The organism is Proteiniphilum propionicum (genome assembly GCF_022267555.1).
GTDB lineage: Bacteria > Bacteroidota > Bacteroidia > Bacteroidales > Dysgonomonadaceae > Proteiniphilum > Proteiniphilum propionicum.
Genome location: NZ_CP073586.1, coordinates 194,244 through 212,063, shown reverse-complemented (window position 1 = coordinate 212,063; position 17,820 = coordinate 194,244). Strand labels below are relative to the sequence as shown.

Below are 17,820 nucleotides of genomic sequence, written 5' to 3'. Positions count from 1 at the left end.
TGGATATCCCGTGATTAGGGTTACGGGGATGTGTTTGATTTATGTAATGAGGAATGGTTGACCTGTTCCTCATTTTTTTATATTTTTGCACAAGACTCGCTATCCGGAACGAGTGCCAAGTATTGTATAATGAATATACTTCAGACAGACATAAAGTTTATTCCCGGCGTGGGACCCAAAAGAGCCGAGATCCTCAACAAGGAGATCGATGTGTTCACGCTTGGTGATCTTCTGCGTTGGTACCCTTACCGGTATGTGGACAGATCACGCATATATTATGTGCACGAGATCGATAACTCTGTGGCATTCATCCAGTTGAAAGGACGTATCACTGCGTTTGAGACCTTTGGCGAAGGAAGAAGAAGGCGTTTAGTAGCACATTTTACCGATGGAACCGGTTTTGTTGATTTGGTATGGTTTCAGGGAATTCGCTTTATTGAAAGCAAATATAAGCTGAACACCGAGTATATTGTCTTTGGAAAGCCAAGCCTTTTCAACGGAAGGTGGAATATCGCCCATCCTGATATAGACCCTTTCATGGACGATTCTGCCCGCCCCGAGGGGCTGATGGCGATGTATAACACCACGGAGAAGATGAAAAACCATTATCTTAACTCTAAGGCAATGCAAAAGATAATAGGCAGTGCTTTCGGTATGATCAGGGAGAGGCTGCCAGAATCACTTTCATCTGATGTTGTGAGGACAGCAAAGCTGATGGCGTTTCATGATGCGGTTGAGAATATTCATTTTCCAAAAACGCAGGCACTCCTTCGTGATGCTGAATTTCGCCTCAAGTTTGAGGAACTCTTCTATATACAGCTCAGTATTGTGCGGTATGCTTCCGACAGGAAAATGAAACTTAACGGTTTTGTCTTCCGTAAAGTGGGAAACCATCTCAATTCATTCTATAAGTATAAGCTCCCGTTCCCGTTGACAGGTGCACAGAAGCGTGTGATTAAAGAGATCAGGAAAGACACGGCTTCAGGGAAGCAGATGAACCGCTTGTTACAGGGAGATGTGGGAAGCGGCAAAACACTGGTGGCTATTATGTGTATGCTGATAGCCCTGGATAACGGGTTTCAATCATGCCTGATGGCGCCTACCGAGATTCTTGCATCACAACACTTCGAGACTTTTACGAAAATGCTTTCAGGAATGAAGGTGAAGGTGGCTCTTCTTACAGGTTCTACTAAGAAAAAAGAGCGCGAGGTGATGCATAAAGAACTGCAATCGGGAGTGATTGATATACTAATTGGCACACATGCTCTTATTGAGGATGTGGTTCAGTTCAGTAAACTGGGATTTGTGGTGATTGATGAGCAGCATCGCTTTGGTGTGGCGCAGCGTGCAAAATTGTGGACCAAAAGCTGCAGGCCCCCGCATGTGCTGGTAATGACTGCCACTCCTATCCCCCGTACGCTGGCTATGACGGTGTATGGCGATCTTGATGTTTCGGTTATAGACGAGCTGCCGCCTGGCAGAAAGCCTGTACATACATTGCACCGTTACGATAATAAACGTGGCGCTCTTTATCAGTTTATCCGTGATCAGATAAATGAAGGCCGGCAGGCATATATCGTTTATCCGTTGATTGAAGAGAGTGAAAAACTCGATCTGAAAAATCTGGAAGAGGGATATCTGCACGTAAAAGAGATATTTCCAGAATTTTGCGTCTGTAAGATGCATGGACGAATGAAGCCCGCCGAGAAAGATGAGGTTATGCAGCAGTTCGTGAGCAACGATGCGCAGATTATGGTTTCCACCACTGTTATCGAGGTAGGGGTTAATGTGCCAAACGCGAGTGTGATGGTGATTGAGAGTGCACAGCGTTTTGGACTCTCACAGCTTCATCAGCTACGGGGCAGGGTAGGGCGTGGGGCTGATCAGTCTTTCTGCGTACTTATCACTCCCTACGAACTATCTACCGATACTCGTAAGCGGATTGAGATAATGACTGAAAGCAATGACGGTTTTGTGATAGCTGAGGCTGACCTGAAGCTTCGTGGCCCGGGAGACCTCGAGGGTACACAGCAGAGTGGTATCCCCTTCAACCTGCGTATTGCCGACTTGGTGCGCGACAATGCCATCCTCTATCGCGCCCGTGAGATAGCTGAAAGTGTCATTGGTGACGATCCAAAGCTGGAACAGCCGGGGCACCTGGTCCTGAAACAGCAGTTAAGCCGCTTGAGCGGAAACCGTTACGACTGGAGCCGGATCAGTTGAGAAAACCCTATTCGGTGGTTGTGATCACCAACTTCCGGCCTTTTTTGAGTTGATCATGCGTGACAAACCACCCGTTTATTACATCACCATCATATCTGATTTGTCTGATCTTCTTTCCATTTCCTTCTTTCAGGATGGTGAAAGTGGTATTGTCACCCAGGGTGAATGTCACCCTGTCGAAAAGCGGCACCGACACGATGTATTCCGGGTTAGCAGGTGAGTAGGTATATAATCCGATCGCATTGAGGACATACCAGGCTGACATCTCTCCCGCATCGTCCATGCCGGCGTAAGCCAGCTTCTCCTCTCCCATATCATAGAATCGGTCCATGATGCTGTCCAATACGCATTGCGCCTTCTCCTGTTTCCCGATGAAGTAGTAGGTGTATGGAATCGAGTGGGAGGGTTGGTTGCCATGACAGTAGTTACCGATAAAGCCGGTCATGTTGTGCGCTTCATAACCCCGCCATGGTTCGGTGAAGAGTGAGTCGAGCTTCTGCTCCACCGCCTTGTGATCAGGATAGAGAGCAATCATCCCTTCCGGATCGTGGGGAGCAAAGAAGAGTGAGTTCCAGGCGTTGGCTTCCCGGTACATATAGGCGAAATAGGGGTAGTAGGGATCGAAATCGGCTATCCAGGTGCCATCCTCTATCTTGCCACGCCAGAAGCCGGTTGATGGGTCGAACAGGTTTTTGTAATTTCCGGAGTGACGCATCAGCAGGTTATGATTCTCCTGATCCCCAAGCTCCTTGGCAATCAATGCTGTCGCATAGTCGTCATAAGCATATTCCACTGTTTTGGTGACGGCCGCCTTGTACTCGTCCCAGGTGGGGACGTGGGTAGTATCTTTTTCTGCAATCCATCCCCGCTTCAGATATTCATCGAGATAGGGCCTTCCACCCTGACCGGGAACAGTTGCATTTTTGAGCAGCAATTTATAAGCACGCTCCAGATCAAACCCTGTAATGCCGCGTAACCAGCTTCCGGCTACAAACAACGAAGCATGGTCGCCATGGAAGAAGATGGGCATATAGCCTCCTCTTTTCTCACCCTTATCGGTGATTGATTTGATGATGTCCGTCGTGACATCCGGAGAGATCATTCCCAGCAGCACAAGCTTGTTCCGGTAGTCGTCCCAAAACGAGGGATTGGTATAATAGCGGAACCCTTCATTTACCACGTTTCCCCGTTCGTCGGTGAAGTCACCGTTTACATCACTGCGTAGTGCAGGCCATAGGAATGAACGGTAAAGGGTAGAATAAAAAATCCCTTTTTCACGTGCTGTTCCTCCTGTAACCTTAATATGTGATAATAATTCCTCCCATGTTTTATCAGCCTCCTTCGCTACCTGCGTAAAGCTCTTGTCGATCATCTCCTTCTCCAGGTTCATCTTTGCATTTTCCACGCTCACAAAGGAAAATCCTATTTTTAGTTCCAGCGGTTTATCTTTTCCTCTCCCTTTGTTCTTATTATTTCCACCCGACACAACAAAGTTTTCATTCTCTTCAAACTCCACCAACGAGACCTCATGCCGTTTGTCTTTCAGAGTTCGAATATCCTCTATGGGATAATTGGAGATCGCGTAGAAATACATTTTCCCTTCAGCATCCTGGAAACCGGAAAAGACGTACTTGCCCACCTTCTCAATCTTCCAATCCTTCACCCGGTTGTTGGAACGTGCCATATCGGCAATCAACTTCTTTTTTGCTCCCTTTGGATAAGTATATTGATGAAACCCGCAACGCAGTGTGGAGGTCAGTTCCGCGTCGATACCGTATGTTTCGAGAAATACCCGGTAGTATCCCGGATGAGCCGATTCGTTATCATGACTGAAAGCGGAAGCATAATTTCCAGGCGTGACCTCTCCCGTGACTGGCAGCAGGGGAATATGCAACAGGTTCCAGTGACCTTTGTTGGTGTGGGCAAATCCGTAGATTACCGTGTCTTCGTACTGATAACCGGCACCGCTTCTGAACTGTGTTACCGGGCTTAGCTGCACCATTGCATTGGGTAGTGAAGCGCCTGGAAAGACCTCGGCTCCCCAGGTGCGATTTTTCCAGGTACGTACATATCCCAGATCTTCGGGTTCCCATAGGGTGGCTGTACCTAAGAAAGGGTTTACATAGTCAGTGAGTTTTTTCTCTGCTGTACCTGTGCAACCGAATAAAACGATCGACAAAAAAGTAATCGGATAAATTAATTTCATTTTTTTTGCTGAAATTTCAAAATTCAATTTTGTTTAATTTGACAGTCTGGAAAACCTCATGTTTCCAATATTAGATAAAGAATGAGCTCCCTTTCATATCTGCCAAAAATGGATTCACCAGCGAAAATAAGCAAAACAAATTAGTTTTTGAAACATTTGTCGGCAGAATCCAGATGGCGTTCCCAGTCGTACTCCGTCACATCATGTTTGCCGGTCCTGATGTAACATCCGACATCACCAGTGATGGGTGTATGTAATGCCGGCATTTCATCCGACTCAATAGTTTCTAATCCGTATAACCGGTACCTGCGATGTTTAATTTATCGCTTTGCGATAGGTGACCGTGTGATTTACCCAATATGGAATTGGGTGCAATTGTGATACCAGATGTTGTAATTGCAGCTATTTTAAAAAAATTCTGCTTGAATTTGGCATGTTTTTTTTATTCTTATTTGATTTTCAGAACAAAGGGCTGAAATAATTTTGATTATTTCTGTTTCATTTTCTTATACATTTTTTTAGCTGTCTCTTACCCTTATTAATAAGCCAGAGCCCAATCCCAGTCAGCAGCCCGTTCATAAGCAGAAGCTCATACCCCACCCTGTAATTGAAAAAGTGCATCATCAGCGTCTCAATAACAAAGCATAGCACCGGGGCTGAGAAAGCCACATAAGGCACATATCTGTCCTCAGGCTTCACCCTTGAGTAGAGCCCAAAGAAATATAGTCCCAACAGCGGTCCATAGGTGTATGATGCAAGCTTATATATTGCAGTTATTATGCTGTCAGAGCCGATCGCCTTTATCAACAGGATTATAAGCACAAACACTGCACTTATTCCTACATGCACTCTCCGCCGTATTTTCACATCCCTCTCCGCCTGCACTTCGGACTGCCTTACAGCCTTCATATTCAGAATATCTACGCAGAACGAGGTGGTGAGTGCCGTCAACGCCGAGTCCGCGCTCGAAAAAGCAGCAGCCACAATTCCCAATACAAAAATACCCAACACCACCGGCCCCAGATGCTCGCTCGCTATCACCGGCAGTATATTGTCCGACACCTCCGGCAGCTCAATACCGGTTTGGCCGGCGAAAATAATCATCAGCACCCCAAGGCAAAGAAACAGAAAGTTTATCGGCATAAATGCAAGCCCATACGACACCACATTCTTCTGAGCATCCCTCAGCGTGCGGATTGTCAGGTTCTTCTGCATCTGGTCCTGATCCAGCCCCGTCATCACAATAGTAATAAACATCCCGCTGAAGAACTGTTTAAAGAAATTCTGCGTCGATGCCCAGTCGTCGAACACAAAAATCCGGGAGTGGCTGCTCTCCCTTATGGTCTTCACCATCCCCGCCACATTAAGGTCCATCCTCATGCCCACCTGCCACACTATAAGTACAAGTGCAGTAATAAAAAGTATCGTCTGCAGCCAATCCGTCCATATAATAGTCTTAATCCCGCTCCTGTGGCTATAGAGCCATATCACCAATATTATACCTGTCACCGTCACCACGAAAGGCACTCCCCACGAGTCGAACACCAGTGACTGCAGTATAAAAGCGACCAGGTAAAGCCTTGCTGCAGCTCCCACAATCTTTGATATAAGGAAAAACCATGCTCCCGTCTTGTACGATTTCGGTCCATATCGTTGATCCAGGTAGCCATAAATGGTAGTCAGGTTCAACCGATAATAAAGAGGCAGCAACACAAAGGCGATAACCAGATACCCGAAAAAGAACCCGAACACCATCTGCATATAGGTCATATCAAGGTTCCTCACCATCCCGGGGACAGATACAAAGGTCACTCCCGAGATCGATGTCCCTATCATCGCTACTGCTACCACATACCACTTCGATGATTTGTTTGCACGGAAGAACTCATCATTACCCGACCCTTTCCTGCTGGTAAAATAAGAGATAAGCATCAGTACAGAGAAGTACACTGCTATTACTATCAATATAAATGCCGACTGCATGATCTTTTTATAAATAGTATACAATACCTGATAATCGTATTATTACTAAAATATTTATTAGATATACAATTATCAGGATTGTTGACTTTGATATTTTTTAAATATTGATTTAAAATGGTTCTTATTGTGGCACAATCTCAATTATGGTTATATCTTTAGGATTCAATTTCATCTCAATGTGAATATTATTTAAATACGTTTCCAAGTGCATTTTCCCGCTTGCCTTAATTATGTTGACATCCCCTTCTGCAGAGATATTGTATTTCTCAGGATCAATTGTGAAATCTACAGGAATAACTTCATCACTGATACTTGCTAAAGCAACGGCGATATTTCCATTTTTAGCTTTCCATGTTCCAACATATAGTGATGGAACATTTTTTTCAAAGGTAGTTACACTTTCCTCGGTCTTACCAGCATATATGGAAAGCTTGGAAATTTTTATATTTTCTCTGGGAATTTTCAAATCAGGATTTCTGCAAAACTCACCATACAACAAGTAATCTAAGGCATTGTATCTTGTTTTGACTATTTCTGTTAAATAATCAATTTCTTCTCTTCTCTCTGATGCAAGAAAACTATGGTAATTTGCAATTGTAGGCTGCATACCCCATACAAAAGACTTTGCTTGTTCCATTAAAAATTGTTTATTAAACATTTCATCTAATGGCTGTTCTGTGTTGCTTGGAGCATATTTTTTTGGCCATAATTCATCATAAGGAGGAGTAACTAAGGACGAATAGCTACCAAAAGTAATTCCATATTGATGAAAAACGGCCTGAAAAAAAGGAATTGTTTCAGTATTGCCAATACCTGCATATCTTTCCTTGCTTGCCTGTAAGGTTAGAAAAGCATCAAGATGTGGAAGCCAATTTTCAGAGGATCCCTCTCCGGTGAAAATGGGTTTTTTTACCCCGAAATCCTTGGAACGAATTTGGTTAATGAGTTTTCCTGAATTTTCCACCCAGTAGTTTCCTCCTCCAATATCGTGATTATGGCTCTTATCGTAACACATCACACTCAAACAAGTTTGGTCCATATAGACCCCATTCGTTTCATAGATGTTGACAACACTATCACATAATGAAGAATAATGATCTCTCCAGAATTTTGTACCGATACACATGTTTATCAGGGCTTTACCGGAGAATATATTAAAAACATGTGAACGTTCATTTCCATTTATATCTTTTACTGTGTAGGGCTTAACTTCGCCTGATTTCCATCCTTCGGTTGCTTCTCCCCATTGAATTGCGTTCATATAAACAATTGAATTTACACCTGCATCTTGTGCTGATCTAACTGCATGAATAAATGGCTGTTTGCCTTCCCTTGGAGGTAGATATTCAGGAAAGTTATCGTCATATGAGCAATTGTGCCACCAATGCCAGAGAACATTTACGGGTAGCCCCAGGGCCTGTTTTAGTTCAATAGCAGGTTCAAGAACGTTAGCGGATTTCCCTCTGTTCCAAACCCATAAAGCTGTTTTTTCAAGCCAAGAAGGGGTTAACCCATTTTTAAACCTACTTTCTTTTGCCCATTTTTGGTTTAAAGCAAATTTGCTGTATATGTTTGCAACGTCAATCCAGTCACCCTCAAAAGAACCTATTACCCCTTTGTAATTTGGAGTATACGTGTCTGATTTGGGATTGGAAGAGGACGGATAATTTATCATTTCATATACTAGCGTATTTAATGTGTCGAGATTTAATGAAAAATTTTTAGCATATGATAGAGAGTCATTACAAGATGCGTAGAAACCATTTTTATCTGCATTATAAACTGCGATGACTTGACTTGACAAAGAGCCAGGATAACGCCATTCCATTCTGCCATTTCCACCTGAGAGAACTGCTCTCGGATCTTTCATCAGGCTCCCCATCCATGTAGGAATAACCAATTCTTCATTCTCCATGTCTTTTATTCCTTCAATTCTGGGGAAAACCACATTTGAGATTATAGCATTGTCAAATCCGTTCACAGAAATATTCCAATAGGAAAAAGAATCATTTTTGTCTAGTGATATCTCGGCCTTTACATTTAAATTGTTCATATTTTCAAATTTTTCCCATTTCAAAATGAGAGTAAATGGATCAACCTTTGAAAAAGAGAATTTTGCAGGTGAAAATTCTTTTACTGTAGAAGAATTGTCTGCCGATGATTGAGTGTTTATTTCCCATGGTAACTTGCGAACCAAGGTTTGATCAATAAATTCATACCCGGTGATCAAGTCGTTAAAAACTAAAAATTTACCGGTCTTTTTTTCGAACCCCAATTTAATTTTTCCATTTTCAATAAAAACAATATTGTCTGAGTTACTACTCTTGCATTGATAAAATAGAGTAATAGTAAAAAAAGTGAAAATTGTTATTAAGATAAAGTTATATTTTTTTTTCATTTTTCTAATTTTACAATACTTCGGTAATTTTTTTAAAATAGTTCTTATAATTCGCTGAATATCAATTGAGTATGACGTTTTTTAGGGGCATGGCATAAATTATTGACTGTCAGTATTATAAATGAAGTTTTAACTAAGCATTAATTTTAATATATGAATTAAAGAGGATCAATTCGCAATAGCACTGTAGATTTTGATTCCATGTCAATCTCAACGATCTTTGTATTGTTTTGAAATAGTTTATTGTCAATTGGATTGGTTATTTGAGCAATAAATGGAAGGTTAATTTTATTTTTCTATTTTTTATAAACACGGTTAATGCCATCTTCGATCGCACCCCATTGATTGTTGTTGATAACATGCGATATCTCAAATACCATCAGACCATCGGTGTTTTTCAGACAGAGATAGACTACATCCGATATCTTCTCCTGATCGTTTCCGTAGGCGTATGAAGCGAATGAACCATGTACATCACAGTCACCCCTGGTAAAGTCAGAATAGGTGGTCACAAAGTTTTCAACGGTCCAGACGGAATTGGGATCTTCTTTGATCCAAATTTTCTTTGTATAAGCTCCCAACGAGAAGACATCAATCTGATCGGCAAAACCTGTTTTGCTATACGAATCTGTATATATACTACTACTGCCGGCTGGTTTGTATTTTTTGCTGGCCCAATTTTGTCCCACAATGTATCGCGATCTCCAATCAGCCGATGCCCAAAGATGAAGTTCTAGATCTGGATTAACACCCTTTACTTTCGAACTGATGTTTGTGATGAAATTGGTTATTGTCATGGAGCGGAATTCAATCCAATGTTTGTATAGCGGGCCGACACCTCCATTACTGGTGATAATTTGGTTGTTATCGTTAACTTTAACTCCACTGTAGGCTTCAAATGCAGCAATGGTTGCATCTCCAAAGCCATACCTTCCGCCATACCAGCGACAATAATCGAGACAGATTCCTTTCAGTTTCGGATATTTGGTAGCAATCTCTTCAATGATTGAGATGATAAAGACTTGTACTTCGGGAATGGCCGGATTTAGCATTACAGCGTCCACATTCGTTTGGTCACGCATATCCACGAGCAAATCAGGTTTGCTGCTATCCGGCATTTCCTCTTGGGTTTTTCCATTCCACCTGTCATCTTCATAAACCAGCCCTTCTTTGGTTTTGGTATAACCATATCCCAATACCGATAAGCTTGCAATTACCTTCATATCGAGTCGTTCGGCCTCTTCAATCCAGTAAGCCAGGTAATCCCAATCACGTTCAACAGTTACATCGCCCCATTTTGTGAGTGGGGGGAGTATATCACTATTGTAGAGCGCATATCCGATTCCCGGTTTTACATCGACATAGACCTCGTTGAATCCGGTTTCTTTCATTTTCTTCAGGTAGGAGGTAATACTGGATTTTTGGGAAAAACGACTCAGATTTGCATGTGCATCAATCCACATTTGTATGGGTTTCATCACTATATCGGGCTTCTCAATATCGATTGGAATCTCATGTTTATTCTCACAGTTACTCACTTCATCTTTTTTACAATCGGTAAAGCCGGTAAAGATGGTAGCTGCCAGTATTATTAGCAAAAATATGTATTTCTTCATTTTTTATTGTTGTTGTAAAAGAAATTTTATTATGGATGGTTTTTTCTAAAATCGTTTTCAGTAAGGCATACATATACGGCATCCTCTTTATTGAACTCATTATTTTCTCCATATATGGTACCAATAACCGAGCATTCATCGCCAATATATCGATTTGCTCTCTTGATGGCATATTCAATGTATTCATTGTTAAAGCTATAAACAATTGATCGGCTCAGATTCCTTAAATGGAGAGAGGCTGTAATACATCTCTCCATTTATAAAGAAATTTATTCAAAACAGGTCAGCTTGTACGTATATAAACCTAGCCTTTCAAACCAAACGGCCAGATAGGCTTCTTTGTCTTCCTCATTCCAGTACCAATCGACCCAGGCTCCCAAACTCCAACCACGGCTAACGCTGTCAGCAATATTGAGATTTTCATGTGCCAATGTCTGTAGGTCAGGCGATAGCACAGCGGCTGCGTGCCACCATGCTGTTCCACTTGTAACCACCACGTAGCTTTTCCCGTTGATGACCAATGCAGATACAACCGGTGAACGGCCACCCATGCGTGCTGTGGAAAAGCCGGTGCCAACCCACCAGGATCGAAGAATATTCTGCCAAAGTCCCGGCATAACTGATACTGTTGAGCCAGCGTATGTATTTATGTAAGCGTGGTTAGAATTTGCGGCATTTGCCGTACCCTCACTGTCACCCACAACAAAACTTGGTTCGTCAGAATTGTCAAGAGGTGAGATCATCTGAAAACCAGTACAATCATCGCTCCGATAACCAGTTTCCACAATTGAATAGTTGGATGACAACTTTCCGGCAGAAATTTTTGCGCGATAATGCTCTCCCTTCACATTACGCGGTGCCATTGCGGTAATCCATGCGTTTGATGTGACATCTCCTGCTACCTGGAAATTGCTTGATCCGTCACTGGTGGATGCCATGTTTATGGCGATTTTACCAATGGATATAGGTGCATCGGTGGGCGTGGACCAGTAGAAAAGTTCTGTTTCCCCATCTTTTGTTACCATCCCTACCATATTTCCCTTGTAGTCCGAGGTAATCACCTTTAAGTCAATCATCGCTATTGAACCGAGATTCAGAGATCCGGCTTCGTTTAAACTGTTCTTATCTAGCACCTTTATTCCATAGGGGGAGTTCGGGTCAGCTTCAATATATGCACGTGACAGCATTACAATAAAGTCACCGCAATAGGCGTGGTACATTTTTAAGTCACCATACATTTTAGAGTCTGCAAAACCGAAATTTCTCACTTTTCCCGGGTAGCCCAGTTCATCGAAATATTTTCTGGGGCCAATTTCTGCATAACTAAATCCTGCTCCCGAGGGTAGGTGATCTGAAATATCCCACGAAATGACATAATCTTGACTGTTTTTCTTATCTTCTGAAGTGACTGTGTATTTAATTCCTCCCTCTTGTGCGAAATTCTGCGGAATAGATGGGTCAGGAGATACCGTGGCACCCTTAGAAAGATAAAACGTGGCCTTAGCTGAGTCTAATGCAACAGATGCATCGACATATGGAGATACTTTCACGGTGATCGTGTTGTCATCGTTAATAAGTGCCTTGTAATATGTGTTATCTTTGCCCACTACTGAAAATGAGTGAATAATTGCTGCTTCGTTGCACAGTTTTTCCTGGTCACAGGCACTCAGAAGTCCCAAAACAAGAATGAGTAATATACTATGTAATTTTATCTTATTTTTTTTCATTACGAAGAAAATTTTATTGTTTGTAATATGAACCAGTAACGATTCAATGAATTTTCTATTCATAATACCCTCTTACCCGGTATTGACGAGTGGTTCCGACACCTGACTTCACTGTGATGATTATTCCATCACTGGTAATATCATGTTTTCCGGTTAGTGACGGTGTGATGAATACATCATATGTCACCGTTGCAATAAGGTAAACATTTGTCAGATCCACATCTTTCTCCAGTGTTTTGGGAATTTTAAACAATATTAGGCCATATCCGCCCTCAATATCTTCCTGATTGAATGGACCTTCAACAATGTTGTCATCTTTGTCAAATTCAGTGATCTCGCCTCTGTATTCACCTGATGAGTGAGAAGCTCTGCATACCATCTGTGAGATGGTATTTGTATCATGAATAAATACATATTCGTCATTCACTTCGGCACAACTCCACAATGAAAGTGCCAATGCAAAAGGAATAATCAATATTCCTATTTTATCAATAATTTTCATCATATCTCTTTTTATTGTTATGATCACCAATAAGGATTGTTTTCACAAAGATTGTTGTTGGCTGTTTCAGAAGTGGGTAGAGAAAAATAATAATATTTCTCAAGGAAAATGCGTTTGGATCCTCCGTCAACAGTTACTTTTTCGTAAGTAAGCGTATTGTCTTCGTTTTTTGTGATTTTCACACCGTGTGCGTTTTTATCGTTTATTACATTTTCTGCCAGTTTCCAACGACGCAGGTCCCAATAGCGAAAACCTTCTCCTGCCAACTCTACGCATCGCTCCTTGCGTAGAAATGCCATAAATGCGTCTTTATTTGGTGCATCTGTTGCTTTTATTGGGGGTAGCCCTACTCTTGCTCTTACCTCATTCAACGCGGAGAGAGCTTCTGACTGGTAGGTTGCATAGTCAAGCTGTGCATACGCTTCCGCTTTGTTCAGTAACACTTCTGCGTAGCGTAAAACGGCATCATACTGGTAACTGCCCTTGGTGACAAAATCTGTATTCCCTTCCTGCAGATATTTTCGTAAATAATATCCTGTGCATGTATGAGCACCCGTTGATACTGATTGTTCGAAAGCAACAAAACCATCACTGCCTCCAATATATGTTTGAATTTCCCGTCCTTCCCATTGACTGCCATTGTAGAGGATGGTAGCGTGAAAACGAGGTTCACGATTAGTATATGGGTCAGCATATTGATCTTGGTAGGATTCCCAAGAAAAAGGCGTCCCGTCGGAAAATTCGTAAAGATCAGCCAGATCGCCTGTTGGGACATGTTCCGCATAGATCGCTGAAGTGTTGTGTACAGCTCTGTCTCCAAATGGTCGGTTATAACTGTCAAAATGATGTGTAACGCTTCCACTTAAGAAGTTCAAAGAGAACAATATTTCGGAAGTGTTATCTTGTCCACCATCCACCTGAAATACTTTGGCATAGTCCGGTGCCAGTGCACCACCCAGTTCTTTCACCTTTTGTGCAACATCGATAGCTGTCTCCCATTCCCCAGCATGTAAAGCCATGCGCGATAGTAAGCCATATGCTGCTTTTTTTGTGGCTCGTCCGTCCCATTTGTCTGGCCACTGTTCCGGAAGGTGTTCGGCAGCCCAGAGCAGTTCTTTGATCACAAAATCCCAGCTTTCTGATTCTGTTGCTCGGGCACGATGAATATCTTCCTGATAAGCTCCATCATCTACCCCCCCGTTGGTACCCGATATATCAGTACGCAAAATGATTCCCCCATAAACCCGGATCAGTCGGTAATAAGAGAAAGCGCGTGCAAAACGAACCTCAGCCATTCTTACATTGCTCCATTCTTCTCCAAATTTCTCAACGCCATATCGTTTGATCTCTGTCAAAAGAACGTTTGCACGGCGAATCCGGTCATTATAAACATGACTCCAGCATTCAAAGGCCCCGGCACTGCCAGTTGTAAAGGCACTTGCCTGTAACAATGATTTGTTGTAGGGGTGGCCGTAGATATCCCAAGAGGTGGATTTCATGATGTCTGAATAGCTGTCAAAAAATTGATGGCGGCTATTTGCAACTTGAGAAACGTCTGTAAATGTTTTGTATGCAGCTGTGATATACATTTCAGCTGCACCCTCGGTGCTCCATATTGCCAGATCTGAAAGGTTTTTTGTGTCATCGATGTCCAGTACGTCTTCGACGCAGGAAGAGAGATAAAATCCCAGGATGGCAATAGTGATGATAAGTATAATTGATCTGTTTTTCATTTTTTTCTCCTTCCTTTAAAATGTTATATTAATCCCCATTGCATATGTTTTTTGTTGCGGATAGTATCCGTTACTAACAGATGGACTTTCCGGGTCAACATATTTAAAATGACTAAATGTGAGCAGATTAGTGCCGGCTAAATAAATATTGATGCGACTAAAAGGAGTATTTTTCAACAATGTCTTAGGAATGTTGTACCCGATATTGGCATTTTTTAGTCGTAAATATTCTCCATTCACTACCCACCATGTTGATTGCCACGCATTGTTTCCGTTGCTCACGGTGCTAAGACGCGGGTATTTAGCATTTCTGTTTTCGGGAGTCCAAGCATCCACGACAAGATAGTAGGGGGAGTTCCCGTTTGCGCTGAAAGGCGCGGTATAAACCGTGGATGATGTCACCCCTGTATCATATACACCGGATAGCTCATAGTCGGTGTGAGTGACTCCTTGCCATAACATAGTCGCATAAAAGTTTCTGTAGTTTATCTCCATGTTCAGAGCAAAGTTTATTTCAGGTATGGGACCATAACCGGTTTTGATGTAATCATATTGAGCGTTGATGATTCCGTCGCCGTTCACATCCAAATATTTTAAATCTCCGGGTCTGAGAAATCCGGACGGGGCTGAGGGATAATTCTCAATCTCCTCGTAATCCTGAAAGAGTCCCAGAGCTTTGTAACCGTATCTGACTCCGATTGATTCGCCGACGATAGCTCTGTAATTTGGCCTGTTGTCACTGATGATGCGGGAAAGCACCTTGTTGCGCGCATAAGCAAAGTCAGCTCTTACAGAGTAGTTCCAATCGGAGTTTATCCGATTGTGATGTTTGAGTGTGAGTTCAAAACCTTTGTTTTCCACTTTCCCGGAATTTTTGAATCTCGGATAGAAGCCTCCCAGTGAAGAAGGGAAGTTGCCGCTTTGTTCTTCCAGAATATCTTTGGTCAGTTTATAAAACAGGTTCAACTCCATACCTAACTTTTGGTTCCACATATCGAAGTCAATGCCCACGTTGTAATTGTTGGTTGTGGCCCAGGTAAGATCATGGTATACATAGGGGTTGGTGGAATAAAATTGAGAGATTGCCTGGTTCCCCAGGACCATGCTGTTGTTGGCCAGGGCATAGAGCGAAAAATGCTGGAAAGGTGAAACACTATTATTTCCGCTTCTTCCGTAGCTACTTCTTATTTTCAGATAATCTATCATTGGTAGTGAACTCTTGAAAAAATCTTCTTCTGAAATAACCCAACCCAATGAAATCGAAGGAAAGAACCCCCATCGGTTTTCCGGTGCAAAAATGTAAGATCCGTCATAACGGAATGCCATTTCTGCCAGATATTTTGCACTGTATGCATAGTTGAAACGACCCAGCCAGGAGAGTTGACCGCCTGAAAAAGCATGTGAACCGGTAATAGGTGTTTCCGGTAGTATTGTACCCAGAGACAAATCAACCGGATTATCACTATAGTAACCTCTTTTTATACCGGTCATGGTATTTGAATAGCTCTTTTTGGCTTCATATGAGATCATAGCTCCTACAAAATGTTGATCGAAGTCACGAGAATAGTCCAGTCGTGGTCGAACAAGCCAGGTGTCACCCCACGACGCAGACTTGGCATATCCATTGCCAGGAAGAAATCCACTGGCACCACCGACACCCTCATCAAACTTTTGGTTCACGTAATAGAGTTCATAATAACGGTCATAATTAGAATCAACGGTATTCTGGTAATTATAGGTTCCAAATATGGATACTCTTAATCCTTTTAAGGCAGCTGCCAGATCCGAGAAATCATATTCAAGTTTTACATTTGAATCAATATTCCATCGGTTTTGTCGTTTATATCCTGACTCTGTTAGCGCAGCATAACCGTTGACCAGATAGGTTGAACCGTTCCATGCTACCGGATAACCATTAAAATCAGATTTTAATACCGGAACGGAATGGATAGTCTGTTTAACCGGATTGAATTCCCCCTGAATGCTAATGGCAGTCCCGGGCCAATTACGGTCGGAACGATAACCAGCGATACTGGCTGTCATTTTCATATTTTTTGCGACTTTCACATCCAGGTTGGTGCGGATATTATAACGAGTAAAATCTGTATTGATCATTGTACCTTCTTGATTCATGATTCCAAGACTTGCATAGTATTTCGTTCTTTCCGTTCCTCCTGTTGCAGATAAATTATGCTGATTCATGACGCCGAGTCTGAATATTTTGTCTAACCAGTCAGTCTCACCCCAAACACTGTTTGGATCATTCCTCATCACTTTGTTCTGAATATCAGCAGTCCAGATTGGCGTAAGGCCATCCATTGACCGGGCTTTATTGTGCCAGTACATATAATCCGCAGCATTCAACATTTCGGGCATCGCTGTGTTTTGTGTAAATGTGACAGAGCCATCATATGCAATTGTTGCAGGTCCTTCTCCACCCGATTTGGTAGTAACTACAATCACTCCATTCGCTCCCTGAACGCCATATATAGCTGCGGAGGCATCCTTTAAAACTGAAACCGACTCAATATCGTTGGGGTTGATATAATCCAACGGACGGGGAACGCCATCCACTATAATCATTGGGCCATTGTTCCCGGTGAACGAGTTAAGACCTCGTATATAAAGAGTGGCACCATCTTCTCCTGGCTTGCCTGAGCGCTGGATACTTGTTAATCCGGGGATTTTACCTGTAAGCATATTTGACACATTTTGCATCGGCGCTTTCATTAAATCATTATTCGTAATTTGGGAAACAGCTCCCGTCATATGAATTTTCCGCTGTGTCCCGTAACCTACAACCACAAGCTCATCCAATGCCTGTGTATCTTCTAACAGTACAATATTAAAACTCGTTCTTTCATCGGTATTAATACTCTGCCCTAAATATCCGATATACGAAATACGAATTTTAGCATTATCTTCCACACTTAGCGAAAATTTTCCATCTATATCGGTAACGGTTCCATTGGTTGTCCCGGTTTCAAAAATATTTGCTCCAATTATGGCTTCTCCTTGTATATCCACCACTTTACCGGTTATTTGTTTTTTAGCTGGTTGTTGCAGGGTGACGACATTCGCTTCATTAACAGTTTTGGATGATGCAACTTTTGTAGATTCGTAAATAACGATTTGTTTGTCTAAAATCTTATACGTAAGTCCAGTCTCGGATAATACTGCGTCCAGAATTTCCCTTACGTTCTTTGAGTTGGCTTCAACGTTTACTTTTTTTTCCAATGCTTCTTCGCTATTATCGGAAAAAACGAAGATATAATTACTCTTTTTCTCAATCTCATTGCATAACTCCTTTATTGAGGTTGATCTTAGCTTAAAAGTGAGTTTTTGCGAATAACTGTTTGACGCTGATGAAAACAGTATGCAAAAAAACAAGAAGGACAGGGTTATTCTCATGATTTTTAGAACGCGTATTAA

11 protein-coding genes are annotated in these 17,820 nt (G+C 42.1%); 1 reads left to right on the top strand and 10 read right to left on the bottom strand.

The features are described from left to right. Window positions 1-126: 126 nt before the first annotated feature. Complete coding sequence (recG, locus tag KDN43_RS00725) at window positions 127-2,223, top strand: ATP-dependent DNA helicase RecG (protein WP_407681799.1); 2,097 nt, start codon at window positions 127-129, stop codon at window positions 2,221-2,223. Between the two features lie 7 nt (window positions 2,224-2,230). Here recG and KDN43_RS00720 read toward each other — a convergent pair whose 3' ends face one another. The 10 genes from KDN43_RS00720 to KDN43_RS00680 all read right to left on the bottom strand — a co-directional run bounded on the left by KDN43_RS00720 (window position 2,231) and on the right by KDN43_RS00680 (window position 17,799). Next, entirely contained in the window at window positions 2,231-4,429 is a 2,199-nt protein-coding gene (locus KDN43_RS00720; RefSeq protein ID WP_238867794.1) for a GH92 family glycosyl hydrolase, read from the bottom strand. Window positions 4,430-4,569: 140 nt separating this feature from the next. Further along, window positions 4,570-4,695 (bottom strand): hypothetical protein, encoded by a 126-nt coding sequence (locus tag KDN43_RS16380; RefSeq protein WP_256448716.1) that lies wholly within the window; start codon window positions 4,693-4,695, stop codon window positions 4,570-4,572. Between the two features lie 232 nt (window positions 4,696-4,927). Continuing rightward, entirely contained in the window at window positions 4,928-6,412 is a 1,485-nt protein-coding gene (locus tag KDN43_RS00715) for a sodium:solute symporter (protein WP_238867793.1), read from the bottom strand. Between the two features lie 121 nt (window positions 6,413-6,533). Continuing rightward, window positions 6,534-8,810, bottom strand: a complete 2,277-nt coding sequence (locus tag KDN43_RS00710) for a DUF6259 domain-containing protein (RefSeq protein WP_238867792.1) — start codon at window positions 8,808-8,810, stop codon at window positions 6,534-6,536. Window positions 8,811-9,106: 296 nt separating this feature from the next. Next, entirely contained in the window at window positions 9,107-10,426 is a 1,320-nt protein-coding gene (locus KDN43_RS00705) for a family 10 glycosylhydrolase (protein ID WP_238867791.1), read from the bottom strand. A gap of 29 nt (window positions 10,427-10,455) precedes the next feature. Next, entirely contained in the window at window positions 10,456-10,683 is a 228-nt protein-coding gene (locus KDN43_RS00700; RefSeq protein WP_238867790.1) for a hypothetical protein, read from the bottom strand. Between the two features lie 12 nt (window positions 10,684-10,695). Beyond that, window positions 10,696-12,153, bottom strand: coding sequence for a DUF5018 domain-containing protein (locus tag KDN43_RS00695; RefSeq protein WP_238867789.1), 1,458 nt, complete (start codon window positions 12,151-12,153; stop codon window positions 10,696-10,698). 55 nt (window positions 12,154-12,208) lie between these two features. Beyond that, window positions 12,209-12,658: a DUF5018 domain-containing protein gene (locus KDN43_RS00690; RefSeq protein WP_238867788.1), complete on the bottom strand. Its 450-nt coding sequence runs from the start codon at window positions 12,656-12,658 to the stop codon at window positions 12,209-12,211. A gap of 20 nt (window positions 12,659-12,678) precedes the next feature. Next, window positions 12,679-14,388 (bottom strand): RagB/SusD family nutrient uptake outer membrane protein, encoded by a 1,710-nt coding sequence (locus tag KDN43_RS00685; RefSeq protein WP_238867787.1) that lies wholly within the window; start codon window positions 14,386-14,388, stop codon window positions 12,679-12,681. 15 nt (window positions 14,389-14,403) lie between these two features. Then, window positions 14,404-17,799 (bottom strand): SusC/RagA family TonB-linked outer membrane protein, encoded by a 3,396-nt coding sequence (locus tag KDN43_RS00680; RefSeq protein WP_238867786.1) that lies wholly within the window; start codon window positions 17,797-17,799, stop codon window positions 14,404-14,406. Window positions 17,800-17,820 lie beyond the last annotated feature (21 nt).

Bases quoted from the DNA above. Each gene is read 5' to 3' on its own strand.
- KDN43_RS00720 (WP_238867794.1), bottom strand. From the start codon at position 4,429: ATGAAATTAATTTATCCGATTACTTTTTTGTCGATCGTTTTATTCGGT.
- KDN43_RS16380 (WP_256448716.1), bottom strand. From the start codon at position 4,695: ATGCCGGCATTACATACACCCATCACTGGTGATGTCGGATGTTACATC.
- KDN43_RS00715 (WP_238867793.1), bottom strand. From the start codon at position 6,412: ATGCAGTCGGCATTTATATTGATAGTAATAGCAGTGTACTTCTCTGTA.
- KDN43_RS00710 (WP_238867792.1), bottom strand. From the start codon at position 8,810: ATGAAAAAAAAATATAACTTTATCTTAATAACAATTTTCACTTTTTTT.
- KDN43_RS00705 (WP_238867791.1), bottom strand. From the start codon at position 10,426: ATGAAGAAATACATATTTTTGCTAATAATACTGGCAGCTACCATCTTT.
- KDN43_RS00700 (WP_238867790.1), bottom strand. From the start codon at position 10,683: ATGGAGAGATGTATTACAGCCTCTCTCCATTTAAGGAATCTGAGCCGA.
- KDN43_RS00695 (WP_238867789.1), bottom strand. From the start codon at position 12,153: ATGAAAAAAAATAAGATAAAATTACATAGTATATTACTCATTCTTGTT.
- KDN43_RS00690 (WP_238867788.1), bottom strand. From the start codon at position 12,658: ATGATGAAAATTATTGATAAAATAGGAATATTGATTATTCCTTTTGCA.
- KDN43_RS00685 (WP_238867787.1), bottom strand. From the start codon at position 14,388: ATGAAAAACAGATCAATTATACTTATCATCACTATTGCCATCCTGGGA.
- KDN43_RS00680 (WP_238867786.1), bottom strand. From the start codon at position 17,799: ATGAGAATAACCCTGTCCTTCTTGTTTTTTTGCATACTGTTTTCATCA.